At 57.6% G+C, this 23,511-nt stretch carries 18 protein-coding genes, 2 tRNA genes and 2 pseudogenes; 6 read left to right on the forward strand and 16 right to left on the reverse strand.

Annotated elements, in window-relative coordinates:
- The first annotated feature begins 53 nt into the window (after positions 1-53).
- The gene (locus E0F99_RS08560; protein WP_162276176.1) at positions 54-2,237 is read left to right on the forward strand and encodes an ATP-binding cassette domain-containing protein; all 2,184 of its coding nucleotides are present in this window, start codon (positions 54-56) and stop codon (positions 2,235-2,237) included.
- 237 nt (positions 2,238-2,474) lie between these two features.
- Here the strand turns inward: E0F99_RS08560 and E0F99_RS08565 are convergent.
- The 4 genes and pseudogenes from E0F99_RS08565 to E0F99_RS31080 all read right to left on the reverse strand — a co-directional run.
- Positions 2,475-3,284 (reverse strand): annotated as a pseudogene (locus E0F99_RS08565) (integrase domain-containing protein); the annotation flags it as partial.
- Between the two features lie 902 nt (positions 3,285-4,186).
- Positions 4,187-5,515: a tyrosine-type recombinase/integrase gene (locus E0F99_RS08575; RefSeq protein WP_083355739.1), complete on the reverse strand. Its 1,329-nt coding sequence runs from the start codon at positions 5,513-5,515 to the stop codon at positions 4,187-4,189.
- 164 nt (positions 5,516-5,679) lie between these two features.
- Positions 5,680-5,755: transfer RNA gene (locus E0F99_RS08580), tRNA-Thr, on the reverse strand.
- 162 nt (positions 5,756-5,917) lie between these two features.
- Positions 5,918-5,989, reverse strand: a pseudogene (locus E0F99_RS31080) (DUF2790 domain-containing protein); the annotation flags it as partial.
- 216 nt (positions 5,990-6,205) lie between these two features.
- Between E0F99_RS31080 and bcsQ (E0F99_RS08590) the strand changes: the two are divergent.
- Both bcsQ (E0F99_RS08590) and bcsQ (E0F99_RS08595) read left to right on the forward strand, forming a co-directional pair.
- Positions 6,206-7,120 carry a cellulose biosynthesis protein BcsQ gene (gene bcsQ / locus E0F99_RS08590; RefSeq protein ID WP_232000113.1) on the forward strand — a complete coding sequence of 305 codons (915 nt, stop codon included), beginning with the start codon at positions 6,206-6,208 and terminating at the stop codon, positions 7,118-7,120.
- A gap of 168 nt (positions 7,121-7,288) precedes the next feature.
- The gene (bcsQ, locus tag E0F99_RS08595; protein ID WP_083355738.1) at positions 7,289-8,194 is read left to right on the forward strand and encodes a cellulose biosynthesis protein BcsQ; all 906 of its coding nucleotides are present in this window, start codon (positions 7,289-7,291) and stop codon (positions 8,192-8,194) included.
- 240 nt (positions 8,195-8,434) lie between these two features.
- Here bcsQ (E0F99_RS08595) and E0F99_RS08600 read toward each other — a convergent pair whose 3' ends face one another.
- The 5 genes from E0F99_RS08600 to E0F99_RS08620 form a co-directional block, all read right to left on the reverse strand.
- The gene (locus E0F99_RS08600) at positions 8,435-9,622 is read right to left on the reverse strand and encodes a methyltransferase (protein ID WP_083355737.1); all 1,188 of its coding nucleotides are present in this window, start codon (positions 9,620-9,622) and stop codon (positions 8,435-8,437) included.
- Entirely contained in the window at positions 9,603-10,292 is a 690-nt protein-coding gene (locus E0F99_RS08605) for an ABC transporter permease (RefSeq protein WP_083355736.1), read from the reverse strand. The genes E0F99_RS08600 and E0F99_RS08605 overlap by 20 nt, the downstream gene beginning before the upstream one ends.
- Positions 10,292-10,984, reverse strand: a complete 693-nt coding sequence (locus E0F99_RS08610) for an ABC transporter permease (protein WP_083355735.1) — start codon at positions 10,982-10,984, stop codon at positions 10,292-10,294. The genes E0F99_RS08605 and E0F99_RS08610 overlap by 1 nt, the downstream gene beginning before the upstream one ends.
- A gap of 74 nt (positions 10,985-11,058) precedes the next feature.
- The gene (locus E0F99_RS08615) at positions 11,059-11,811 is read right to left on the reverse strand and encodes an ABC transporter substrate-binding protein (protein WP_083355734.1); all 753 of its coding nucleotides are present in this window, start codon (positions 11,809-11,811) and stop codon (positions 11,059-11,061) included.
- 13 nt (positions 11,812-11,824) lie between these two features.
- On the reverse strand, positions 11,825-12,598 hold the full coding sequence (locus tag E0F99_RS08620) for an ABC transporter ATP-binding protein (RefSeq protein WP_083355733.1): 774 nt from the start codon (positions 12,596-12,598) through the stop codon (positions 11,825-11,827).
- Positions 12,599-13,153: 555 nt separating this feature from the next.
- Between E0F99_RS08620 and gabP the strand changes: the two genes are divergently transcribed.
- Positions 13,154-14,545, forward strand: coding sequence for a GABA permease (gene gabP, locus E0F99_RS08625; protein WP_083355732.1), 1,392 nt, complete (start codon positions 13,154-13,156; stop codon positions 14,543-14,545).
- A 62-nt stretch (positions 14,546-14,607) separates the two neighbouring features.
- Here gabP and E0F99_RS08630 read toward each other — a convergent pair whose 3' ends face one another.
- Positions 14,608-15,021, reverse strand: coding sequence for a hypothetical protein (locus E0F99_RS08630; RefSeq protein WP_083355731.1), 414 nt, complete (start codon positions 15,019-15,021; stop codon positions 14,608-14,610).
- A 70-nt stretch (positions 15,022-15,091) separates the two neighbouring features.
- Positions 15,092-16,000: an alpha/beta hydrolase family protein gene (locus tag E0F99_RS08635; protein ID WP_083355730.1), complete on the reverse strand. Its 909-nt coding sequence runs from the start codon at positions 15,998-16,000 to the stop codon at positions 15,092-15,094.
- A gap of 170 nt (positions 16,001-16,170) precedes the next feature.
- Here E0F99_RS08635 and E0F99_RS08640 point away from each other — a divergent pair, with 170 nt between their 5' ends.
- Both E0F99_RS08640 and E0F99_RS08645 read left to right on the forward strand, forming a co-directional pair.
- The gene (locus E0F99_RS08640) at positions 16,171-17,136 is read left to right on the forward strand and encodes an arsenic resistance protein (protein WP_083355729.1); all 966 of its coding nucleotides are present in this window, start codon (positions 16,171-16,173) and stop codon (positions 17,134-17,136) included.
- An 88-nt stretch (positions 17,137-17,224) separates the two neighbouring features.
- Positions 17,225-18,832, forward strand: a complete 1,608-nt coding sequence (locus E0F99_RS08645) for an ArnT family glycosyltransferase (RefSeq protein WP_083355728.1) — start codon at positions 17,225-17,227, stop codon at positions 18,830-18,832.
- Positions 18,833-18,860: 28 nt separating this feature from the next.
- Here E0F99_RS08645 and E0F99_RS08650 read toward each other — a convergent pair whose 3' ends face one another.
- From E0F99_RS08650 to E0F99_RS08670, 5 genes are all read right to left on the reverse strand, one after another.
- Positions 18,861-19,535, reverse strand: coding sequence for a hypothetical protein (locus E0F99_RS08650; RefSeq protein ID WP_083355727.1), 675 nt, complete (start codon positions 19,533-19,535; stop codon positions 18,861-18,863).
- Positions 19,536-19,671: 136 nt separating this feature from the next.
- Positions 19,672-19,747: transfer RNA gene (locus E0F99_RS08655), tRNA-Phe, on the reverse strand.
- 103 nt (positions 19,748-19,850) lie between these two features.
- Complete coding sequence (locus E0F99_RS08660) at positions 19,851-20,123, reverse strand: oxidative damage protection protein (protein WP_083355726.1); 273 nt, start codon at positions 20,121-20,123, stop codon at positions 19,851-19,853.
- Positions 20,120-21,187: an A/G-specific adenine glycosylase gene (gene mutY, locus E0F99_RS08665; protein WP_083355725.1), complete on the reverse strand. Its 1,068-nt coding sequence runs from the start codon at positions 21,185-21,187 to the stop codon at positions 20,120-20,122. The genes E0F99_RS08660 and mutY overlap by 4 nt, the downstream gene beginning before the upstream one ends.
- On the reverse strand, positions 21,184-23,400 hold the full coding sequence (locus tag E0F99_RS08670; protein WP_083355724.1) for an AsmA family protein: 2,217 nt from the start codon (positions 23,398-23,400) through the stop codon (positions 21,184-21,186). Before E0F99_RS08670 ends, mutY begins: the two co-directional genes overlap by 4 nt.
- Positions 23,401-23,511 lie beyond the last annotated feature (111 nt).

Below are 23,511 nucleotides of genomic sequence, written 5' to 3' on the forward strand. Positions count from 1 at the left end.
ATACCATACTGGCCTTCTCATGTCACTCATAGCTTCTACAAATGGAGTTACTGATGCAAGGAAGACTAAAAAGAAATTTCTTCACGGTTGTTGGTGCTAAAACAAACAATCTGAAAAATTTGAATATTGAGATTAAATTAAACTCTCTTACAGCAATTACTGGTATAAGCGGTGGGGGCAAATCCTCTTTGGCTTACGGAACGTTGTTTGCGATTTGTAAACAGCAGTTTAATCAGCTTGATTCAGGAACCTATGATTATTCTGATTATAAGGTAGATTCATTTCATGGGGCATTACCGGCTATAGCATTAACGCAGAATAATTATAACTCTAATCCGAAATCTACTATTTATTCATATCTCGATGTTCCAAGTTATCTTTACTCGATCCTCCCTGATGGGAATACTCTGCTTGATCATTCCTCCCTTCGATTAAATAAGCCAGGGAACGAGTGTCCGCACTGTCAGGGAAGTAGGGAGTCATTGTCGTTATCCGAAAGTCTCATCGTTGATGATTTAAAGCCCTTAGAGAAAAACCCATTCAAGTGTTGGTCTGGTGCTAATTTAGTTAAGAATACAGCGCTTCTTCGCGCTTTTTGTGAGGATGAAGGGATAGATCTTAGAAAGTCAATATCCGAGTTGTCAGAAGACCAAAAATACAAGGTTCTCAATGGAGAATCCATAAAAAAGTTTAAGGTGAGTTTTGCTTTTGGTGGCAAGAGGCGTTCCAGAGAAGAACGGTATGTAGGCCCAGTAAAAGATCTGAGCGGATTTTCGGATAGCGATAAAATCTCACTATTTGAGAGTTTTAGAAAATTCTCCATACCTTTGCCGTGCTCTTATTGTGATGCGACAGGACTGGATCCGTTAATATATAAAGAAAGTAAGGTCTCGGCGATTTCATTTTTTGATTTTTTACGGCATCCAGTTATTGAGGTTGTTGAGCGCCTGAAGCGTTCTCACGAAAAACATCCGCCAGCACTTAGCGCGTTAATTTCTCAATTGGAAACGCTGGTTGAGCTAGGCTTGGGGTATATTTCTCTGATCAGGCAAATTCCTACGTTATCCGGTGGTGAGTTGCAAAAACTTAGATTTGGACAAGTGTGTAACACCTCAATTTCCGGGGTTATGTTTGTAATGGATGAGATTTCTTCACAGATATCTACCAATAGCCATGCCGCGCTGATTGAAAAAATGAAAAACATATGTGCCAATGGAAACACTATCGTGATGATTGAACATAATCATTACTTTATAAAGTCGGCAGACCAAGTAATTTGTATCGGTCCTGCTCCAGGGGATATGGGTGGTTATATTGTTCCTTATGTGGCTCTTGCTGATGAGTTGATTGGGGGTAGTAGAGAATTTAAGTTGTCAGATATGCTTTCTCTGCCAAGCGTTAGCAAAAATAACGTGTTGAATATTGTTGTATCTGTTCCCCAAGGTGCAGTGACTGGTATATGCGGTGTTTCTGGATCAGGTAAGTCTTCCTTTGCGGGGGCTATAAGCGAGGCGGTGCCAGGAGCTTATTATGTATCGCAAAAGCAAATGCGAGGCAATATTCGATCTACTGTAGCAACGGCGCTTGATTTGGTCGCGAATATTGCAACTATCTATTCATTAAACTCGAATGAGAGTAGGGAGCTTTTTCTTCCTCAGCCAGGAAAGCTAGGTTGCTGTGGGGCTTGTGGTGGAACAGGAGTCGTAGATTTTACTAGGGCTTTTGAAAAAACCATCAAAATTACCTGCGCAGTCTGTGAGGGTGAGTTATTTTCGGATATTGTCGATGCTGTTAAGGTCTGCGATATGAATGTGAAGGAGTTTTATGGCTCGCCGCTACACTCCTTGCCTAGCGAGCTGGTAGCTCAAAACAAAAAGCTCAGTACCGCAGTTAGGATAGCGGAAGCTCTCGGCGTTTCCCACCTGAGCTTTAATAGAAAGATCGGAAGTCTGTCGGGCGGTGAATCTCGCCGAGTAAAGTTGTTACAGGCGTTGATGTCTCCTGGAAAAGATAAGATTCTTATAATAGATGAGCCTGGTGCTGGGTTGGATATGGGCTCCGCAGTTAAAGCAATAAACTATATTAAAGATTGTGCTATCAATTTTAAGGCGGTATTAGTGATCGATCATAAGCCTGAGATACTTAAGCGATGCGATTATCTTGTAGAGTTTGGGCCAGGTGCCGGACCGGAAGGAGGGAAGCTTATGTTTTCCGGAGTTCCATCGGACAAAAGTTAAAGTGTTTGTTTTTTCTAATATAGTACATTGTCTTTTGGCGTGAACTATAGGGCTTCTTTATCATGTTGGTGAGGGCCTTTTTAGGGGATTAACTCCAGAAATATTGTTGTATGGTAGTTTTTTTCGATGGCTTATTTTTAAGACTGCTATTTGTCTATGTTTTAGATTTTTGGTGTTTTAATTGATCGGTTCTATTGGTTTTTTGGAATTTCCATTTTTTACCTAGGCGAGCACTTAGGCTGCCCGCAATTCGTGGAAGCCTTTGAGGTCGTGCTGATGGAGGATGTTCCGTGCGGGACGGACGATTCCCTGTTGGAAATCGAGGTAGCGTTCGTTCGGTGCAAGCAGATTGTGGCTACCCTCGGGTGAGACTTGTGCGGCATATATTAGTGCGTCGCGAACATGATCATTTACCGTAATCCAGCGAGGTGCCGACGCGCCTGAGCGGCCACCTTTAGTGCCGTCCTGAATGTTGATCTTGCCGTAGTACTCAGCCTCACGTTTTAAACGCGGTAGGTCCGCCAAAATGGCCTCGCGTAAGCGCATTCCGGCGGCTCGCGCCAAGTGCACGATGGCGGCAGCGCCTGGCATTTGGTGTTCGCAGAGTACGTCGACGATCCGTTTCACATGTTCGCGGTCTTGGCCTTGCGGCACCGATTGACGAACACTGGTGCGCCGCATTCCCAACGCCTTGCTTGGACTCACGACCTTCACATACTGATCACCGCGAAGCGCAGCCATGGTCCGGTTCACGCTGGACAATCGGTTTTGCGCGGTGGCGATGCCTATAGCGCTTTGTTCAACTTGCTGACGCAGATATTTGGCGTATTCCATCAAGGTCTGCCGATCAATTTGCCGTGCATCGTTAAACCCCGTTCCATCCTCCGACCGACACCACCGAACAAACGCCTGCCAGCGATCATTGTGCGCTTTGACGGTCCCATAATGCCCACCGTCAAACAGATCTTTTAATGCCTGTGGCCCGGCATAGCTCAACTGCCGACCGTAGCCAAAATTGCGTCCATCTCGCCTGCCCACCAATGCCATGATCGAACTCCTCTCGAAGCCAAAACTTTTAAAACTTTCCCCACGTCATCCCGCCAAGAATGTTGAGTGTTATCAGGGATCTAGGCCCCTGCGACCTGTGAGGATTGTCCACTAACGCGGGACTGACGGCTCTTTACGACCGGGAGCTTGGGCATCTCATGATCTGGCCTCCTGAACACCGATTCCGGTGGGCGGGTGGAGACTGCATTGGCTGACGAGGCCAATGCCGCGAGATCCTGAATCAGGTGAAGGCAGGGATGCGATGACCGGGGCATACCTGACTGTCAGTCAGGTGCCGTCCATTCCCTGGGCTGCGGCACCATCATCTGCATCGCTGTTGCTGGTGATTTCGGTGTTTGTCACGCCGATTGTCACGAGGGGGAATGCCGCAAAGCCTTGTACGAGTTGGGCTGCAGCAGCGGTAGGAGCGCCCGTCTCTTTCCGGAAGAAAGTGACGGGCGCAGGTTGGCGCAATGAAATGACCAAGCGGATAGGTTGCTGCAGGGCAGCTATGAAAGGGGGAAGTTGCCGCAGTGGGCACACTGGTAAAAGTAGGCATCCATCACATCGCTGTGACCGTGCGAGCCGCCGGACGCTAATCGCACTTTGGGAGAACCACCACGGTGTGGCGTAGCCTTAAAGGTTCTGGCTACCTGGGTTGCTGTCAACGACAGCGCTTGCCCGATCTTTTCTACGCCTGTGGATAATTTGGGTCAAGGCTCGAATTATCGGGAGTTCTGCGGCTGTGGATGAAATTATCCACCGGTGGAAATCAGTAGTTTTCCACAGACAGTTTGCGTGGGCTTTAGATTTTTTAAATGAGGTCCATCCAAGCAGGGCGGCTTTGCAGCCCCGCTTGGATGGACCCGCGTGGAAGGGCGGACAACGGTGATCTCACAGGCTTACCCACGTTTGGATGCGCCACGGCTATTTTGTAGGGCCGTGATGTTGTCGCCGACTGGGTGAGCGAATTCGTGGGGTGTCACATGCCCATGGCGGTTGGCGTCGATGTAGTTGCTCCACCACGCCATGATCAGCCTGCGCTGTTCGAGGAATTCGGCCTTGTGGATATACGCGGCACGCACACGGTTGCGTTCCTTGTGGCTCATTTGTCTTTCGATGGCTGCGTCGGTCCATAACCCGGACTCAAGCAGGGCGCTACAGGCCATGGTCCTGAAGCCGTGGCCGCACACGTCCTTGCTGGTGTCATAGCCGACGTTGCGGAGCATGGTGTTCACCGTGTTCTCGGACATGGGCTTCCAGTACTTGTGGTCGCCCGGTAGCACCAACTCTGAAAAGCGACTGAGGCTGCGCAGGCGCTCCAGTATTTCGATGACCTGCGGCGATAGCGGAACCATTTGAATGTCGCCGTTCATCTTGGTCCCGCGTGTGGAGTTGCGTACCCCTTCAATTGGTGCGCGCGTATCGGGGATTTCCCACATGGCGCGTTGGAAGTCGAACTCACTCCATCGAGCGAAGCGCAACTCGCTGGAGCGGACGAACACATGCAGAGTCAGCAGCACGGCAAGGCGCGTCAGCTCGCGGCCGTTGTAGTTGTCGATACGGTGTAGCAGTTCGGGTAGGCGGTTGAGGGAGAGGGCCGGGCGATGGACTGTGCGCGGCGCGTGAATCGAGCCTGCCAGATCCAGTGCAGGGTTCATGGTGATCTGCCGAGCCCTTTTGGCCCCGCGCATGATGGTGGATAAGTAGTTCTGTACCCGTAACGCCACATCCATGGTGCCGCGTTCCTTGATGCGCTGGGTGATCTCTAGCAGGTCGTGGGTATCGAGTTCAGCGATGGGTCGTTGGCCGATTAGCGGGAAGACGTGGGTGCGCAGTCGGCTCATTACGGTTTTCGCGTGGCCTTCGGTCCAGCGGCGGGACATATCAGCGTGCCACTCCAGGGCGACGGTTTCGAAAAGCAGTGCCGCCCGCTGGGCTACGATCTTGGCCTTCTTCTTTTCTTCCATTGGGTCGAGATTGTCGAGCAGCAACGCCTTGGCTTCGTCTCGTTTACGTCGTGCGACGGAAAGGGTAACGATGGGGTAATTGCCGATGATGAGCGTACCTTCCTTGCCGTTGGGCTTGGTGTACTTCAAGCGCCAGGTCTTCACGCCATTGGGTTTGACGAAAAGGTACATGCCGCCACCGTCGAACAGTTTGTAGGCGCGCTCGCGGGTTTTGGCCGTGCGGCATTGCAGGTCGCTGAGAGGGATCGCTAGACGTGGCATAGGGGTACGCGCTCCTGACCGGGAAATCGCAGTACCCCTAACATACCCTCGGGGAAGGGGGATTTTGTTGGATCCCGACAGAGGGTCCTGGAACGAAAAAACCCGCCAAAGGGCGGGTTTTCGGGGCTTCCAGAGCACTCGGTGGAATGCAATGGAGCCTAATATGGTGCCGGCACCAGGAGTCGAACCCGGGACCTACTGATTACAAGTCAGTTGCTCTACCAACTGAGCTATACCGGCGTGTTAGGGCGACGATTATAGCGATTGGCAAGCTTCTGTAAACCCCTGAATTCTGACTATTTTTGCAGAAGTGAAGGTTTTTTTGCGATCCCCGCTTTTTCGTCGCTTCAGGGCCTGCAAATCAGCTCAATTCCCGTCGCCGCAATCGTCGGTGAATTTCAGCTATTTCAGCATCTGCGCCTGGCCCTTGGAGTCCAGATACGTCATCCGCGCATTCACTCGGCCGCAGCCCGTACGGGTGTCCTCTGGGGTATCAACGGTGGGTGGAGTTCATTGAATGCCTCGGAGGTAGCTGGGCTGTGTGCGGGTTTTGTCGGGTTGTGTATTGCGTGGCGTCATGCCACTCATCTGAAAGCATTTCGTTACAAACACCTAAATACTGACAGCATCAGTTTGATATCACAGAATGCGCGCCACAATAATTCAGCGGTTTAAACCTGGGAGCAGTCAGTGGGGCGTGCAGATCACAGTTCAACACCAAGCACTGCGCTGGCTGAGCCTTTGCAGCGTTTGCTCGATCAATTGAACCAAGGTGCCGCGCAGTGTCTTCCTCCGCCTGAGGTGGTTGAAGGCCCGCATGGCGAGGTGTATTCGGATGCTTCGGCGCCGAAGGTTGTGGTGGTGGTGTCTGCCACGGGCGGTGTGGGGCGCAGCACGTTGGTGGCGGCGCTTGCCAGTGGTTTGCAGCGTCAGGGGCATCCGGCGTTGGCGTTGGACCTGGACCCGCAAAACGCGCTGCGTGATCACTTGTGCCCGGGGTTTGATTTGCCGGGGCTCGGGGCTGTCAGCTTGCTCAACCAGACGTGGGAGGCCTTGCCTAAGCGCGGGTTTGCCGGGTGCCGTGTGGTGGCCTTTGGCGAGACCGACCCGGTGCAGCAACAAAGCCTGAATCGTTGGTTGGGGCAGGACCTCGAGTTTCTGCGCAAGCGTTTGGCCGGGCTCGGGCTGAATGGGCAGGACACGGTGGTTATCGATGTGCCTGCGGGTAATTCGGTGTACCTCAGCCAGGCGCTGTCGGTGGCGGATGCGGTGTTGGTGGTGGTCCAGCCGGACGCGGCTTCGTTTCGCCGCTTGGCGAAGATGGACGAAGTGCTCGCGCCGTACCTCGCCAGCGAATCGCCGCCGCAACGGTTTTACGTGATCAACCAAGTGGACGCTGGCCACGCCTTCAGCCAGGACATGGCCTTGGTGTTCAAGCTGCGCCTGGGCGATGCAGTGCTGGGTGCGGTGCATCGCGACCCTGCTTTCAGCGAGGCACAGGCCTACGGGCGCGATCCGCTCGACCCGTCGCTTAACAGCGTAGGCTGCCAGGATATAAATGCGTTATGTCGGGCCCTGATGGGGCGCCTGCATGAAGGCCATTAATTTGACTTTTTGCCGCCTGTCTAAAAAACAATCAGCAAAAACATCAAAATAATGACACTTTGCCGCGCCTGTCACAGAATGCGTCACTAAGACGCCCATAATAAGACCTGCGGTAAGTGCCTGCTTGCCGACCTTCACGTCTTTAAGCTGCGTCGTGAGGAGTTGGCTATGAGCCTTAGCGAAGAACTTCTGGCGTTGTTCGGCAAGAACGTCACCCGTGATGCCCAAGGCATTAATGCGCGCATGCACTTTTTTGGCAGCGTGCCGGCTAATGAAACCAACCCTGCCCACGCCCAATTGACTGATATCGCAGCGCTGCGTCCCAAAGTGGTGGCGTTGGTGTCGATGAATGGCGGCGTCGGCCGTAGCACTCTGGCCACGGCCTTGAGCAGCGGTTTGCAGCGTTATGGCGAATCCGTTGTGGCGTTGGACCTGGACCCGCAGAACGCCTTGCACCATCACTTCGGCGTCAGTGCCGCGTTGCCCGGTATCGGCCGCACCAGCCTGGAGCACGGGCAGTGGAGCCCTTTGCAGCAGCTCGGCTTTGCCGGTTGCCAGGTTATTACCTTTGGCGATATCGACATTCAGCAGCAGGAAAACCTCGAGCGTTGGCTCAAGCACGAGCCCACCTGGTTGGCGCAGCGCCTCGCGTCTTTGGGGCTGAGCGAGCGGCAGACGGTGATCATCGATACCCCCGCTGGCAATAACGTCTACTTCCATCAGGCGCTGACCGTCGCCGATGTGGTGTTGGTGATTGTGCAAGCCGATGCCGCGTGCCTTGGCACCTTGGATCATCTGGATGTGCTGCTCGCCCCGCACCTTGAGGGCGACAACCCACCGACTGTGCAGGGGGTGGTCAATCAGGTGGATGAGGGCAACCCTTTCAGCCTGGACATGGTTGAGGCGTTCAAACAGCGCCTTGGCACGGCGCCGTTGGAGGTTCATCGCGATATGGCAATCAACGAGGCACTGGCGTTCGCCGCCGACCCGTTGGACAACGTGGCGAAACGCTTGGCGATTGACGATATCGGCGAGATTTGCCAGGTGCTGAGGGCGGCTAAAAGAAGCACTTAAAGTGCGGTTTATACGCTTAACGCCAGAGGCTTATGCACAATCGGTTGGTTGAACCTGTCAGCAAACAGCCATTTTGTGGCGCTGTTCTCAGCGCGCTGCAACTGCCTGTTTTGTGTGCGTTTTATTATGTGAACAAAAAATGACCAGGGCGCCTTTTGCCCTGTAGCGCTGATAGCTACAGCCTCTGTAAAGATTTCATCAACAGAGTTATCCACAGGGCGTGTGTAGGATTTTTGCCCTCTAATCGCGCTCGGCCAGCACCATCAAGTTGCGCGGGGTCAACGTCGTTTCGCAGAAGTTGCCTATCTTGACGTTGTAGCCCTGTTCCGCCAAAAAAAGTGCCCGATCCAGCACCAGCCACATTTCCAGTGGGCGCCGAAACAGACCGCGCACTAACTCCAAGTTTCGCACGTGGGCCAGGCGCCGCCAGCCGTGCGCCTCCAGCGCCGCCCAATCCTGCTCGCCTGTGGATAAACCTTTGAGGCTCGCCAGCGCTTGGCAGTAGTCAGCGAAGGGTTCACTCAGCCAATTGGCGGGCAGGGACGGTGTAGGCAGGTACTCGTCGCAGCCGCGCAGTTGCCGTTGTAGTTGATCGAAACCCAGGCGCCGCGCCATGGACGTATCCCGTTGCTGGCGTACGCGGTTGCCGGCGGTGACTGTTTCGCTCAGCGGCAGGCCCACGTCTTCAATCGACAGCTTAAGTTTCGACGCGCGCCCCGCGCCAGACACAGCTTGATAGCGGTCGGCATTGATGCGGTTGTAACAGCAGGGCGCCAGCGCCAGTTGTTTGCAGCCAGCCGCGCTGGCCAATTGCAGCAGGCGCACATGCAGGTCGCCGCAGGCATGCAGGGCGACAGGGGTTTGCTCGGAGCTGATCGTCACATCCGCCATCACGTCTTGCAGGCGATGGGTGGCAGGTAAGCCATGGTGCTCGCTCAAGGCCTGACCCGAGGCGATCAGGGCTGGGTCGTATTCCAGGCACGTCAGCTGCTGGCCGGGTTGCAGCAGGCGGCGGCCGAGATGGCCTTTGCCGGCGCACCAGTCCAGCCAGTGCGTGGGCGTCTGCGCGAAATGCAGCGCGGCGCCGAAGGCTTCGATCTGTTGCCACTTGCGGCCCGGCACGTCGACATTCAGTCGATGGCGAGCGGGTTCCAGCGCCTGTGTCGGTAATTTATCCACAGCACTGAGCCGCAGCGCCTGTTCGGCCAGCTGTGGAAAAGGCGCGGGCGCCGGCAGTTCGTGAGGGCGGTTGTGGCAGCTATCAGCGTCGGCCAACGAGCGTTGGCGCAGCCACTGGGCCAGCTCGGGATGCTGGGTTTCCCAGGGTAAGTGCAGATGGGTAAAGGGCCGTGGTCGCCACAGCCCTTGGTGCTCGATTAAAAACGCATCCAGCGCCGCAAAGCGCGCTTCAACGTCCTTGGCAGGCATCGACGCGCAGCCAGCGTTCGAGCAGTTTGAAGCCGCGTACCAGGATGTAGGAAATCAGCAGGTAGAACACGCCGGCGGTCAAGAACATCTCAACTGTCAGGTAGTTGCGCGCAATGATGGTCCTGGCCATGCCGGTCAGTTCCAGCAGCGTCACGGTGCTTGCGAGGGAGCTGGCCTTGAGCATCAAAATGACTTCGTTGCTGTAGGCCGGCAGGCCGATGCGGGCCGCGCGAGGCAGGATGATATAGAACAGTGTTTTTGGCTTGGACATGCCCAAGGCACGGGATGCTTCGATTTCACCCGGTGGGATCGCCTGGATGGCACCGCGCAGGATCTCGGCGATATAAGCTGCCGTGTGCAGTGTCATCGTGGCCGTGGCACACCAAAAAGGGTCACGCAGATAAGTCCACATGAAGCTTGCGCGCACAGCGTCGAACTGCGCCAGACCGTAGTAGACCAGGAACAACTGCACCAGCAGCGGTGTGCCGCGAAAGAAGAAGATGTAAGCGTAGGGCAGCGAGCGGACATACCAGCGTTTGGAGGAGCGAGCGATACCCAGCGGGATCGCCAGAATCAGCCCGAGGATCACGGCGATGCCGACCAGTTCCAGGGTGAGGATGGCGCCCTGAATAAACTTCGGCAGCCACTTATAGATGACTTCCCATTCCATTACGTCGTCCTCACGAAGCCGCGGGCGGCGCGTTTTTCCAGGAAGTGCATAGCCACCATCGACAGCGACGTCAGGCCCAAATAAATGAACGCGGCGACTAGATAAAAGGTGAAAGGCTGTCGGGTGACAGTTACGGCGATTTGCGCGTGGCGCATGATTTCTTCGAGGCCGATGACCGTGACCAGTGCGGTGTCTTTCATTAGGATCAGGAACAGATTGCCCAGGCCCGGCAGGGCGATACGCCACATCTGCGGCATGATCAGGCGGGTGAAGATGCGAAACTTCGACAACCCCAACGCCACACCGGCTTCGCGATGACCCTTGGGTATGGCGATGATTGCGCCGCGTAATACCTCTGTAGCGTACGCCCCGAAACACAGCCCCAATGCGATCACGCCGGCCGCGAAGGCGCTGAGCGAAAGGTCAGGTATGTCGAATACCTCACCCAGGCTGCGCATCGCAGTGATCGTGCCGAAATAAATCAGCAAAACCCACAACAGTTCCGGCACGCCGCGAACAATGGTCGAGTATGCACCCCCAAGCCATTGCAACGGCTTGTAAGGCGATGTCTTGGCCAAGGCGCCGGCAAGGCCCAGCACCAGCCCCAGGCACAGGGCCGTGAGCGCCAGTTTGACGGTCATCAGCGCGCCAGCGGCGAGCGCCGGGCCGAATCCGTAGAGATCGAAATTCATGGTGTTTTCATATCGCGGCAGGCATTGCTAAAAGCCGGCGCGCTCAAGCGAGCGCGTCGGTCAGGCCGTTCAGATCATTCGATGCTGAACGGGAAGTACTTGTCGTTGATCTTCTTGTAGGTGCCGTCTGCCTTGATCTCTGCCAGGGCTTTGTTCAGGCGCTCGCGCAGTGGGTCGCCTTTGCGTACGGCAATACCGATCTTGTCGCTTTCTACAACCGGGTCGCCTTTGAATTCATAGGCCGAACCGTCTTTGCTCTTGAGCCATTCGTACTGCACGTACTTGTCGGCGAGGATACCGTCGAGGCGGCCGGACGTCAGGTCGAGGTAGGCGTTTTCCTGGGTGTCGTAAAGCTTGGCCTCAGTGTCCGGCAGCTTGTCTTCCAGGTAAGTACCGGCCAACGTCGCGCGCTGGGCGCCGATGATCTTGCCCTTCAGGTAAGCCGCGTCGGTCTTGAAGTCGGCAGTGGCTTTAGGCGCGATGAATTGCAGCTTGTTGGAGTAGTACGGGTCGGTGAAGTCGACGGCCTGCTTGCGTTCATCGGTGATCGACAGCGAGGAGATCAGGAAGTCGAACTTCTTGGCGTTCAGGGCCGGGATGATGCCGTCCCAGTCGGACACATACACTTCGCACTTCTCGATTTTCATCTTCGCGCACAGGGCGTCGCCGATGTCTTTGTCGAAGCCGACCACGTTGCCGCTGGCGTCTTTATTGTTGAAGGGCGGGTAGGCCGCTTCGATCCCCATTTTCAAGGTTTCTGCCATGGCCGTGGCGCTGAACGCCATCGAAACGGCCGCGGCCAGAAGGAATTTTTTATAGTTCTGCATGCATGTTGCTCCGTTAGCGGTTGCTGGACATGAATTGTTTGCAGCGCGCCGAAAGCGGGTTCTCAAACACCTGCTGTGGCGATCCTTGCTCTTCGACCAGGCCCTGGTGCAGGAACACCACCTCACTGGAAACCTGACGGGCAAAGCCCATTTCATGGGTGACCAGCAGCATGGTGCGGCCTTCTTCGGCCAGTGCGCGGATCACATTAAGTACTTCCTGGACCATTTCCGGGTCAAGCGCCGATGTCGGCTCGTCGAACAGGATGACCTTGGGTTGCATCGCCAGGGTGCGTGCAATGGCGGCCCGTTGTTGCTGGCCACCGGACAGTTGCGCAGGGTAGGCGTGGCGCTTGTCGCCGATGCCGACCTTGGCCAACAGGGCTTCGGCCACTTCTATGGCTTCGGCCTTGCTCTGGCCGAGTACACGGCGCGGCGCCTCGATGATGTTGTCGAGGATGCTCATGTGCGGCCACAGGTTAAAGTTTTGAAACACAAAACCGATTTCGCTGCGCAGGCGATTGATCTGTTTGCCGTCGGCGGCCATCAACTCGCCGTTTTTCATGGCCTTGAGCTTGAGCTCTTCGCCAGCCACCAGAATCTGACCCTGATGCGGGTTTTCCAGCAGGTTGATGCAGCGCAGGAAGGTGGACTTGCCGGAACCGGAGGAACCCAGGATCGAGATCACGTCGCCGTCGCGAGCGGTCAGCGAGATACCTTTGAGTACCTCCAGCTCACCATAGCGTTTATGCAAGTTGCGGATTTCAAGCGCGGGCGCGGCCTCGGCCATGTGCGGTCCTCATTGTGTTCAGTGCGTTCTTGCTGTTGGGCCGCCTTCCTGGCGAGGCGCCAAGCTAGCATAGCGCTCAGATGGGAGCCAACAGCGCTGCGGACGGTTAACAGGTGGTCTGCGTCAGGGTGTCGCATCAGCGCAGCAGCGTGTCGCGCTATCAACAACCTAACAGACGTTTGAACCCGATAAATCCACAGGCTTCGCGTAAAAAAGGGCGCGATGGTGCCAGCTTTGGGCGGGTGTTGGAAGGGTTAACCGGGCAAACGGTGCATATCAGCCCCTTTGTGGGGCGTCACTTACTTTTTGTGTGTGTTTTTGGTGCGCACAGTCATCTTGACGGTGGGTCGCACGGTAACGCTATAGCGGAATGCTATTGTTCTCAATGACTTGCGACGGCAGTTGAATTGTCCTACAGCCCGCGTCAATCAAGGAGCTGTAATATTTTGGCGCAAATCTTGCGTAAAAAATAAAGAACGCCCCGTTGGTTTCTTTTCACGAAAAAGATCGCAGGCCGGGCTGACCGTTTTCGCAAATCCTCGTAAAGGTGTGTCAATGAGTAGTACGCAAAGCTCCAATGACCTCGAACAGGGGCTCAAACCGCGTCACGTCACCATGCTGTCAATTGCCGGCGTTATTGGTGCCGGTTTGTTTGTTGGCTCCGGCCACGCGATTGCTGCCGCCGGCCCTGCAGTGCTGCTGGCTTACGCCGCTGCGGGTACGCTGGTGGTGTTGGTGATGCGCATGCTCGCCGAGATGGCGGTAGCGTCGCCCGACACCGGTTCGTTCTCGACCTACGCCGACCGCGCGATCGGTCACTGGGCCGGTTTCACCATCGGTTGGTTGTACTGGTGGTTCTGGGTGCTGGTAATTCCGCTGGAAGCCAACGCCGCTGCGACCATCCTGCATGCCTGGTTCCCTGATGTGGCTATCTGGGCGTTTACCCTGATCATCACGTTGCTGCTGACAGCGACCAACCTGTTCAGCGTGAAGCACTACGGTGAATTCGAGTTCTGGTTTGCGCTGATCAAAGTCGTGGCGATTGTGGCCTTTGTGATCCTCGGCCTGGCCGCTATTTTTGGCTTCCTGCCGACCAGCCAAGTCAGCGGCGTTTCGCACCTGTTCGACACCCAAGGCTTTATGCCCAACGGCATGGGCGCAGTATTGGCCGCCATCCTGACCACCATGTTCTCCTTCATGGGCACCGAGATCGTTACCATTGCTGCCGCTGAATCGAAGAACCCAGGCCAGCAAATCACCAAGGCCACCAACTCGGTGATCTGGCGGATTGGTTTGTTCTACCTGCTGTCGATTTTCATCGTTGTGTCGCTGGTGCCATGGAACGATCCGACCCTGGCGGCCGTAGGTTCCTACCAGACCGTGCTGGAACGCATGGGCATCCCGAATGCCAAGCTGATTGTCGACCTGGTGGTACTGGTTGCCGTGACCAGCTGCCTGAACTCGGCGCTGTACACCGCCTCGCGCATGCTGTTCTCCCTCGGCCGTCGCGGTGACGCACCGGCGGTCGCCAAGCGCACCAACAAGAGCGGCACGCCTTACTGGGCGGTGATGTTGTCGACTGGCGCGGCGTTCCTGGCGGTATTCGCCAACTACGTGGCCCCGGCGGCGGTGTTCGAATTCCTGTTGGCCAGCTCCGGCGCTATCGCGTTGCTGGTGTATCTGGTGATTGCCGTGTCGCAACTGCGCATGCGCCAGAAGCGTACGGCGGCGGGCGAGAAGATTGTCTTCAAGATGTGGCTGTTCCCTGGCCTGACCTATGCGGTGATGGTGTTCATCGTCGGTACGCTGACCATCATGCTGTTCCAGGAAGCGCACCGGGTCGAGATCATCGCGACCGGGATTCTGAGCTTGCTGGTGGTGCTGGCGGGGTTGTTTGTGGCGAGCCGTCGCAAGGCGCAGAAGGTAGGCGCTGCTGTACTCAATTGATGTAATGAAATGCGGGTTTTAATGTGGGAGCGGGCAAGCCCGGCTCCCACAGTTGGTTTGTGTCAGTCTGCTGAGTTGGCGAGCGCTTGGGACGCCGCCACGTAATCCGCCTGAAACTCCTCCGACTCAATCCACGCCAACGCCGCCGCTTCATCATCGCTACCCGTTGCCCACTGCCGATACTCAATCAGTGCCGCCAGGATAAAGTCGGTAGCTTCCTCTTCGCCTTCCTGCTCCAGCACCAACGCCAGCAGCGGGTGCGCCAGGAACACCGCACACAGCGCCTGCTGGCTGGTCTCGCCCGCCGCACGCATCTCTACAAACAACTCGGTCAAATCCACTGACTCAAGGTCAATGCGGCTGTCATCGCCGGCGAACGCATCCGGCTTGGTCGCAACGGCGCGCTGGGTACGGTTTTGCTTGGCCTTGGCTTTTGCCCGGTGGGCACGTTTTTGCTGCTTGTTCGGCGAAGCCATGGGCTCACGTCCTTTGTTCAGGATCTGGGTGGGGTATTGAAGCGCAGGTTGGGGGAAATCCCAAGGGTTTCTAAACGCGCTGGCCGGGTGTGCCTAGCGCCAACTCCCCTCGTTGCAGCCATGCCAGTGCAATCGGCCACAACCGATCGTGATACTCACTGCGGAAAAATGCGAAATGCCCAACGGCTTTTTCGCCGATATCCTCGGGGGCAATGCGCAGATGAGTACGCGCGCTGCTTTCGAAATAACTCAACAACCGCTCAATCGCCACCACCGTGCCAAACGGGTCGTCGGTGATGCTGATGGCCAGCACCTGAGCCTTTACGCGGGCAAAGGGCAACTCACCCAAGGCACGCCCACTGGGGCGCGTCTCATACTTGGGCGTCGGCGTGCCCCAGTCGCGCACCACGCCGGCCGGCGTATCCTCCAGCCATCCCAGGCGCTTGCCCGGGAAGTAACCGCACAGCGCAGTCACCAGCGGCATCACCACGTGCCATTTGCCAAACATCCGCCAGCGCCCGCTCGCTTCATAATCGCGCCAGTACGCAAACTGCGCGCCGACCGTGACAATTCGTCGAATCGCCGCGCCTGACGCGCCCAGCCCTGCCGCACAGCCCCCAAAACTGTGGCCAACCACATCAATCGGCTGCCCCGGAAACTCCCGCTGCGCGCGCTGCAATATCGCCTCGAAATCCAGCACGCCCCAATCCGACCACGACGCCTTAAAGCCGCGCAGCGAGCCGCGGCGTGATTCACCGATGCCGCGGTAGTCGTAGGTGATCACGTCAAAGCCGTTGGCAAACAGGTAGTCGGCGAAGTGTGCGTAGTGGCGGCAGCGCACGGAGGTGGCGGCGTTGATGATGACGACTGGGCGTGTCGGGTCGGTTCTGACATGGCGCCAGGTGAAGCCGCCAACAGCGTAGTTATCCGCCGCGGGCTCGCGGAATGCTTCTGGGGCGGGTCGGGTGGGCAGGTTCATAGGTCGGCTTGATCCTTGCGCTTTTGGTGTGGGCTGTAGGGCCACGCGCTTTTATAAGAAACCGAAATTAACAAATTTAGGGCGGCATGGGCGTAAGAAATATCGTGATGCTCGACCTTAGCTCCCTGGGTGCTTAGGCTTGCGATCTATTGATCTGCCAGAGTCGGCCCATGACCCGCGACACCCTCGAACACCACCAAATCCCCATCTACTTCGTCGCCGTCCTCCTGGCGGCCGCATTTGGTGTGCTCGCGCCGTTTTCGGCCCACGGCCTCGGTGTATTGGTCACGCCCGCCATTGCGGTGCTGATGTATGCGATGTTCCTGCAAATTCCGTTTCTGGACCTGCGCCAAGGCTTGGGCAATAAGCGCTTCATCTCGGCGCTACTGCTGGCCAATTTCATTCTGGTGCCGTTGCTGGTGTGGGTGTTGACCCGTGGCCTGGTGGAGCGCCCGGCGCTGCTGGTAGGGGCGTTGCTGGTATTGCTCACGCCGTGTATCGATTACGTGGTGGTGTTTACTCATATCGGCAAGGGCGATTCGCGGCTGATGCTGGCGGCGACGCCGGTGCTGTTGTTGCTGCAACTGGTGCTGTTGCCGGTTTACTTGGGTTTCATGCTGGGCGCGCAATCCGCCGTGGTGGTGGCGGTGGGGCCGTTTGTCGAGGCGTTCCTGTGGTTGATTGTGCTGCCGATGATCCTGGCGGTGCTGACCACGTCCCTGGCGCGGCGCTCAAGCTTGATAAGCGCATGGAATAGCGCCTGGGCCTGGTTGCCGGTGCCGGCGATGGCACTGGTGCTGTTTGTGGTGATCACCTCGCAGATCACCTCGGTGGTGCGCGATATCGGTTCGTTGTTGCCGGTAATCCCGGTGTATGTGGGCTTCCTGTTGCTGGCGCCGCTGATGGGCGCTTTGGCGGCGCGGTTGTTCGCGTTGCCGGCGGTGACGGCGCGGGCGCTCACGTTCAGTGCGTCGACCCGTAACTCCTTGGTGGTGCTGCCCCTGGCATTGGCGTTGCCCGAAGACGTGCGCGGGCTGGCGGCTACGGCGGTCATCCTGCAAACCCTGCTTGAGCTAGTGGGCGAGCTGGTCTACATCCGGCTGATTCCGGCGCTGGTGTGGCGCGTCGGTCGCTAAATCCATAAATGTTCGGGTTTGTTCAGGCGTTATTCAGGGGCTGAGTCGGCACCATGGAGTCGGCGCAGCCTACCTGAAAGGACATTCGATGGATCACCGCAGCCGTTTTCGCCTGGAGTCCCTGGGCATTTTCCTGATTGCTTTGTTGTTGTTCACGTGGGGCATCTGGGATGAGCAGCCCCAGGGCTTTGATGGGCGTTGGGCGCTGTTCATGCAGGAAATGTTTCGCCATGGCGCGAGTCTTTTCCCTACCACCTACGGCCAGCCATACCCTGACTATCCGGGTACTGCGACCTTCTTCAGCGTTGTGTTCGCGCGCTTGTTCGGCGCACCGAATCACCTGGCCAATGTGCTGCCGACCGCGCTTGCTTCGGCGGGCATGATTGCCGTGGTCTATCGCCTGCTGGTGCCGTCCAGCCGGTCTTGGGCGTTGCTGACGGTGTTGCTCACGTTGCTCACTACGCAATTGCTCGATAAGTCGCGCTCGGTCTGCCTGGACCTGATGATCGCGCTGTTATGCGTAGGCAGCTTCTACCTGTTGCACAGCGGCGAGCGTATGGGCTCGCGGATCAGGCAGCTTGCCGTATTCCCGTTGTTTGTCCTGGCCTTTGCGATTCGCGGGCCGCTGGGGCTGATCGAGGTCTGTGGGGTGGTCTGCGTGTATTGGGCGTTGGGCCAGCCTAAGCAGCGGGTCAAGCAAGTGCTGATCCACGGCTTCGTCGGGCTGGCGCTGCTGGTGGCGTGTTGGTGGGTGTTGATGAAGCTGGCGCGGATCAGCGGCGGCGATGCCTTTGCCGATGAAGTGTTCAAGATGCAGGTCGGCGGTCGGCTGGATGAGTCCGGCGAGCCGTTTTACTTCTACTTCAAGCTGAGTTTGTACCGCTACTTCCCCGTGGTGCCACTGGCCTTGGCCACGATGATTGCGCTGCGCAATCGCTGGTCTGAACGTTGGGGCAATGACGACGTACAGCTGGTGGTGCGCCTGGGTGCCTGCGGCTTGATGATTTTGCTCGGGCTGTCGGTGCCGCACTTCAAGCGCGCCTACTACATTCTGCCAATGGTGCCGATGTTTGCGGCTGTGGCCGCCTATGGGCTGCTCCAGGCGCAAAACTGGCTGGTCGGCGTGCGCCGCTGCTATGAAGGACTCGTCGCAGCGCTGCCGGCGTTGTGCGTGGTGGTGCTGTTTGTGTGTCGCCAGTCCTGGCAAAAGCGCGGCTATTGGCCGGACGTGCCGTTGCCGCTGTTGATCGGTGGGCTGGTGGTTCTGCAAGTGGTGGCGGTGATTGCCTGGCGCCGTGCAGCGCGCTTGGTGTGGCTCAGTCTGATTGCCCTGGCGGCGCAGTGGTTGCTGCTGGTGGTGGTGATCGATCCGGCCAAGGACCTGCAATTCGATACCCACAAATTTGTCAGCCAGGTCGAGGCGCTGCGTGTGTCCGAGCCCGGGCCCTTGGTGTTCGTCAACTTGGGCCGCGACACCTGGGCGGTGCGCTACATGATGAACTTGGATCACGATGAACAGCCGCTGTTCGTCGCGAGCTATGAGCTTGAAAAAATGGCGACGTTGCCAAGGCCATCCTGGGTGATTGTGTCGCGCAAGGAGACGGCGCTGTTGAAGGGCACACCGATGGCGTCGCAGGCCCCCGTTTTCGAGGGCCGGCTGAACGACAACCCGCTGATGGTGTTTTTACTCAAATAAGCGGGCAGAGCAGGGGGTGAGCCGCTGACTATTTGCAGCGGTAGCCCTCGGGCATCGTGACGGTGTAGTTGCGTTGCACGCGGTCGTGGAAATTCAGGTTCTGCAGCCCCTGTTCCACCAGAAAGGCCTCGACCTTGGCAGCCTGGCAGTCTTCGTTATAGGACGTCGCCCGCAGCAGGTACACCGCACGCCTACTGACTTCATCGCGCGCCGTGGCCGTGAAGGTGGTGAGCGTGGTGTAGCCGGTTCGTTCTGAGGTGCCCACCGGGCCGTAGGTGGTGTTCGGTTTGCTGGTGCAGGTCAGTTGGTCTTCTTTTTTCTTGTTCTTCTTGCACTGAGTGGTGGTGCTGGTGGGCACTTGACCATACTCGGTGGCGGTGTAGCGGTAGGTCACCTGATGGCTGTCGACATCGAGGAGGATGGTCATTTTGATCGGTGCATGGTTCTTGGGCAGGGTGGTGTCGGTAAACACTTTTTGAAAACCCTGGTCTTTCATGGCGCTGACCATATCGCGCAGGTAGTAGCGGGCGTTAAGCGTGCTTTCTGCGCTACCGCCAACGGAGGTCGTCACCAGTACCGTTGCCTGTCGATCAAAGTGGTAGTCCGGGTCAGGTGTTGCGTTGATCGCGACGTCCATTTGCGTGGCGCAGCCACTGAGCAGCGCCGTCAGCAGTAACAGCGTGCAGAATAAGTACCGGGTCATCCAATAACTACCTTGCAGTAAAAAATTCAGTACCCGCTAAACGATTGAGCCGGGCGATAAATAAGCCTCAGCCATTAAATCGCAGGCAATAAAAAACCCCAAGGAATTATCTTCGCTTGGGGTTTTTCGGTATTAGTGGTGCCCAGAGACGGAATCGAACCGCCGACACGGGGATTTTCAATCCCCTGCTCTACCGACTGAGCTATCTGGGCAACGGGGCGCATTAAACGGGTTTTTCAGGGGGTCGTCAAGCAAGTTTTCAAAAAATATTTAATTATTACCGTCGCTTACGTGCCGACCCCGATTTTTGATCAATTATTGAGCAGGCGGCACGTAGCCGTCGGCTTTGGCGTAATCCTCGCCGGAAAAGAACTTGTCCATCTCGCCTGCCAGGTATTTACGGTCTTCGCCGTTCATCATGTTCAGGCGTTTTTCGTTGATCAGCAGGGTCTGGTGTTTCAGCCAGTCGCCCCAGGCCTGTGCAGAGATGTGCTCGAAAATGTCCTGGCCCTTGGCACCTGGGTACGGAGGGCGTTCGAGGCCGGGCAGTTCTTTGTGGTACTTGCGGCACATGATGGTGCGGGTCATGACGGAACTCCTGCGTTCAATACTTCGGCCGCGCGCTTCAGCAGTTTTTTCACCGGGGCGGCAAGGCCCAGGCGCGGCGGGGTGGCGAGGTTATACCAGAGCCAGTCGGCCTCGGCCACGTGATGGGCGGATTCCTCGACCTGGACCAGCCAGGGTTCGATGGCCAGCTGGAAATGGCTGAAGGTATGGATCAGCCCCGGCAGTTCATGCGGCGTACCCAGCTCCAGCGCGTGTTGGTTGGCCAGGTGTTCCAGGTCTTGGAGGTCGTCCAGCTCCGGCAAGCTCCACAAACCGCCCCACAGGCCCGTAGACGGGCGACGGTAAAGCAGAATCTCGCCCTCGGCATTGGCCAGCATCGGCATCAGCGTGCGCTTTTGCGGGATGGTCTTGCGCGGCTTGGGGATCGGGTAGCGTGTCTCCAGGCCGAGCATATGGGCTTCGCAGCTTTTTTCCAGCGGGCACAGCAGGCAGCTGGGTTTGCTGCGGGTGCAGAGCGTGGCGCCCATGTCCATCATCGCCTGGGTGTAGGCGTTGACGCGATCATGTGGCGTAAAGCGCTCTGCGGTCGCCCAGAGCTGCTTGGCGACCCTGGGCTCGCCTGGGTAGCCCTCTTGCGCGGTAAACCGCGCAAGCACGCGTTTGACGTTGCCGTCGAGGATCGGCGCGCGCAGGCCCATGCTCAGGCTGGCGATCGCACCGGCGGTGGACAAGCCAATGCCCGGCAGCTCAGTGAGCTTTTCGACGTCCCTGGGAAACTCGCCACCGTACTCGGCGACGACGATCTTGGCGGTCTTCTGCAGGTTGCGGGCGCGGGTGTAGTAACCCAGGCCGGTCCACAGGTGCAGCACTTCGTCTTCCGGCGCGGCGGCGAGGGCTTCGACCGTCGGCAGGGACGCCATGAAACGGTCGAAGTAATTGAGCACCGTGCTGACCTGGGTTTGTTGCAGCATGATCTCCGAGACCCACACCCGGTAAGGCGTGATGCCCTGTTGCCAGGGCAGGTCATGGCGACCGTGGCGGTCGTACCAGTCCAGCACCGCCTGTGAAAACTGCTCGTTTCTCATCGTTTGAACAGGCCTTTGAGGGCGTCTTTCAACTGCGGGTTGACCTTGTCGAGCTTCTCTTCAAGCTTTTCGCTGAGCTTGTTGCCAGCCGCTTTTATGGCGACCTGCGTCAAGCCATCCTTGTCCAGGCGGCAGGCCTTGGCGCCCAGCTCCAGCGGGCCACGGCAGCGCAGCGGCACTTCGATGCCCTGGAAGTTGGAGCCGACCTGGCAGGCCGGGTCCGGCACGTCGCGCTTGTCGCCTTCGACGATGATGCCGACGCGGTAGTCCATGCCCAGTACGCGCAGGTCGACATCACCGTTGCCGTTGACTGTCAGGCCTGGGATGCGCACTTTCAGGTCAGGGTTGCTGGCCACGCCGTTACGCAAGGTCAGGTTGCCGCGCAGTTCCTGGAATGGGGTGTCCTTGCCCTGTGGCGTGGTGCTCAACGTCTTACGGTTGAGCAGGGCGATGCCGGTGCACAGTTGTTGTTCAATGTTGGCGTTGAGCAGCGCGCCGTTATTGATCACAAAACTGGCGGTGCCGTTAAGGCTGTCGATCAGCGCCTTCTGGCTGTTGCCACGGCCGTTGAGGTTGCTGTCGAGGGTGATCTGGCCCTTCACCGGCGGGTTTTGCCCCTGGGCTTGCAGGATGCGTTCAACCGGCACTTGCTTGATGTGCGTTTGCAGCGCCAGCACCGGGGTGTCCTGGCGCACATCGAGTGTGCCGTTGGCCTGGAAGGTGCCGTTGTAGAGGCCGCCGCTGAGCATGTCGAGCTTAAGTTGGCCATCGAGGCCGGAGGCTTTGAGTGCGGCGTTCTGGATCGGCAGCTTGCTTAGGGTCAGTTGGCCAAAGGCCAGGTCGGCGTCGATATCCAGGGTGCGCAGGCGGGTCAATGGCAGCAGCTTGTCGGTGCTCCACGCGCCTTTGTTCGGTGCATCCGGCAGCGGCGTGGTGCCGCCTGCGGCCATGGCGCCGGCTTCGCTGTTCTGGACTTCGGCCTGGCGGGCAGCGGCTGCGCCTTTGGCGGATTCGGACTTGGCCGGCAGGTAGTTGTCGGCGTTGAACGTGTCGCCCTTGAGCTGTACGCGCAGTGATTGCTTGGCAAAGTCATCCACGGCCAGGCGACCTGTGAAGGTGCTGCCATCGAGTTTCAGGTTCAGGTCTTCCAGGGCCACGCTGCTGGGTGTGCCCTTGAGGCGGCTGACCAATTCAACCTTGCTCAGGCTGCCCTCGGCCATGGGCGGCAAAGGGTGGCCGACGCTGTCGAGGAACTTGGCCAGGTCAAACTGGGCAACGGACAAGGCCCCGCTGAGTTGCGGGGTTTTGTTCAGGTCGTTGACCTTCAGTTCGCCCAATGCACGCAGCTGGTTGGCGGAAAGTTTCAGGTTGGTCCATTCGGCGACGTTGGCCGCCAGGTCCACCAGCAGTTGACCTTGGGTGGAGAAGGTGACGGTCTTGCCCTGCAGTGGCTCGCCGGTGGCTTCGCCGCTGAGTTTCATATCTTCGAACTGGTAACGCTGGAGCGCGCGCTGAATGCGCAGGTTGCCGTTCAACTCGGTCTTGACGCGCATCAGCGGCTGGTTGCTGCCCAGAAATGCGGTGAGTTTGAGCGGAATGCTGGCGCCTTCGTGCACGGCACCGGCGCTCAGCTGGATGCTTTCGGCGCTGTACTGTTTGCCGGTCTGCTCATCGTTGTATTCAACGCGGGCGTTGTTGATGGTCAGGCTGTCGATGTCCAGACGGATCGGTTTTGGCGGCTTTTCCGGTTCGGGTTCGGCCGGCGTCTCCACTGGAGCAGGCACCGGCGCATTGGCTGGAGTCTCGGCCACGTTCTTGCCGATGTCTTCCCAGTTGCCGTGGCCTTGCTTGTCACGGGTCAGGCGCAGGTTCAGGCCTTCAACACGCACATCGCTCATCTGCACTTCGCGGCGCAGCAGCGGCAGCACGCGCACTGACAGGCCGAGCATCTGCAGGTCGGCGAACGGTTGGGTCGGGTTGGTCAGGGTTGCCACGCTGGCTTCGTGCAACTCAAGGCCCAGCCAGGGGAACAGGCTCCAACCGATATCGCCATTGAGCGTCAGCTCGATGTGGGCCTTGTCGCGGGCAATCTGGCGAATCTCGTCTTTGTAATCGTTGGGATCGAAGAGGTGGGTCAGGGCAAAGCCCAGGGCCACAATGATCAGCAACAGCCCGAGAAGTACCAGACCCAGGATTTTGCCGAACGCTTTCATGGGCGAGTCCTTGTATGTCGATTTCAAAATTTAGCCGCAGAGTATAACGCCCGACGGCCTGCGTCAGTTCACGCATCGTTACATTGTATCTAGCGGCGGCAAAATCGGATT

Origin of the sequence: Pseudomonas antarctica (assembly GCF_900624995.1) — a bacterium.
Lineage (GTDB): Bacteria > Pseudomonadota > Gammaproteobacteria > Pseudomonadales > Pseudomonadaceae > Aquipseudomonas > Aquipseudomonas antarctica.

What these genes read in the sequence shown, in the direction of transcription:
- E0F99_RS08560 (WP_162276176.1), top strand. Translation starts at nt 54, where the DNA reads ATGCAAGGAAGACTAAAAAGAAATTTCTTCACGGTTGTTGGTGCTAAA.
- E0F99_RS08575 (WP_083355739.1), bottom strand. Translation starts at nt 5,515, where the DNA reads ATGCCACGTCTAGCGATCCCTCTCAGCGACCTGCAATGCCGCACGGCC.
- bcsQ (WP_083355738.1), top strand. Translation starts at nt 7,289, where the DNA reads ATGAGCCTTAGCGAAGAACTTCTGGCGTTGTTCGGCAAGAACGTCACC.
- E0F99_RS08600 (WP_083355737.1), bottom strand. Translation starts at nt 9,622, where the DNA reads ATGCCTGCCAAGGACGTTGAAGCGCGCTTTGCGGCGCTGGATGCGTTT.
- E0F99_RS08605 (WP_083355736.1), bottom strand. Translation starts at nt 10,292, where the DNA reads ATGGAATGGGAAGTCATCTATAAGTGGCTGCCGAAGTTTATTCAGGGC.
- E0F99_RS08610 (WP_083355735.1), bottom strand. Translation starts at nt 10,984, where the DNA reads ATGAATTTCGATCTCTACGGATTCGGCCCGGCGCTCGCCGCTGGCGCG.
- E0F99_RS08615 (WP_083355734.1), bottom strand. Translation starts at nt 11,811, where the DNA reads ATGCAGAACTATAAAAAATTCCTTCTGGCCGCGGCCGTTTCGATGGCG.
- E0F99_RS08620 (WP_083355733.1), bottom strand. Translation starts at nt 12,598, where the DNA reads ATGGCCGAGGCCGCGCCCGCGCTTGAAATCCGCAACTTGCATAAACGC.
- gabP (WP_083355732.1), top strand. Translation starts at nt 13,154, where the DNA reads ATGAGTAGTACGCAAAGCTCCAATGACCTCGAACAGGGGCTCAAACCG.
- E0F99_RS08630 (WP_083355731.1), bottom strand. Translation starts at nt 15,021, where the DNA reads ATGGCTTCGCCGAACAAGCAGCAAAAACGTGCCCACCGGGCAAAAGCC.
- E0F99_RS08635 (WP_083355730.1), bottom strand. Translation starts at nt 16,000, where the DNA reads ATGAACCTGCCCACCCGACCCGCCCCAGAAGCATTCCGCGAGCCCGCG.
- E0F99_RS08640 (WP_083355729.1), top strand. Translation starts at nt 16,171, where the DNA reads ATGACCCGCGACACCCTCGAACACCACCAAATCCCCATCTACTTCGTC.
- E0F99_RS08645 (WP_083355728.1), top strand. Translation starts at nt 17,225, where the DNA reads ATGGATCACCGCAGCCGTTTTCGCCTGGAGTCCCTGGGCATTTTCCTG.
- E0F99_RS08650 (WP_083355727.1), bottom strand. Translation starts at nt 19,535, where the DNA reads ATGACCCGGTACTTATTCTGCACGCTGTTACTGCTGACGGCGCTGCTC.
- E0F99_RS08660 (WP_083355726.1), bottom strand. Translation starts at nt 20,123, where the DNA reads ATGACCCGCACCATCATGTGCCGCAAGTACCACAAAGAACTGCCCGGC.
- mutY (WP_083355725.1), bottom strand. Translation starts at nt 21,187, where the DNA reads ATGAGAAACGAGCAGTTTTCACAGGCGGTGCTGGACTGGTACGACCGC.
- E0F99_RS08670 (WP_083355724.1), bottom strand. Translation starts at nt 23,400, where the DNA reads ATGAAAGCGTTCGGCAAAATCCTGGGTCTGGTACTTCTCGGGCTGTTG.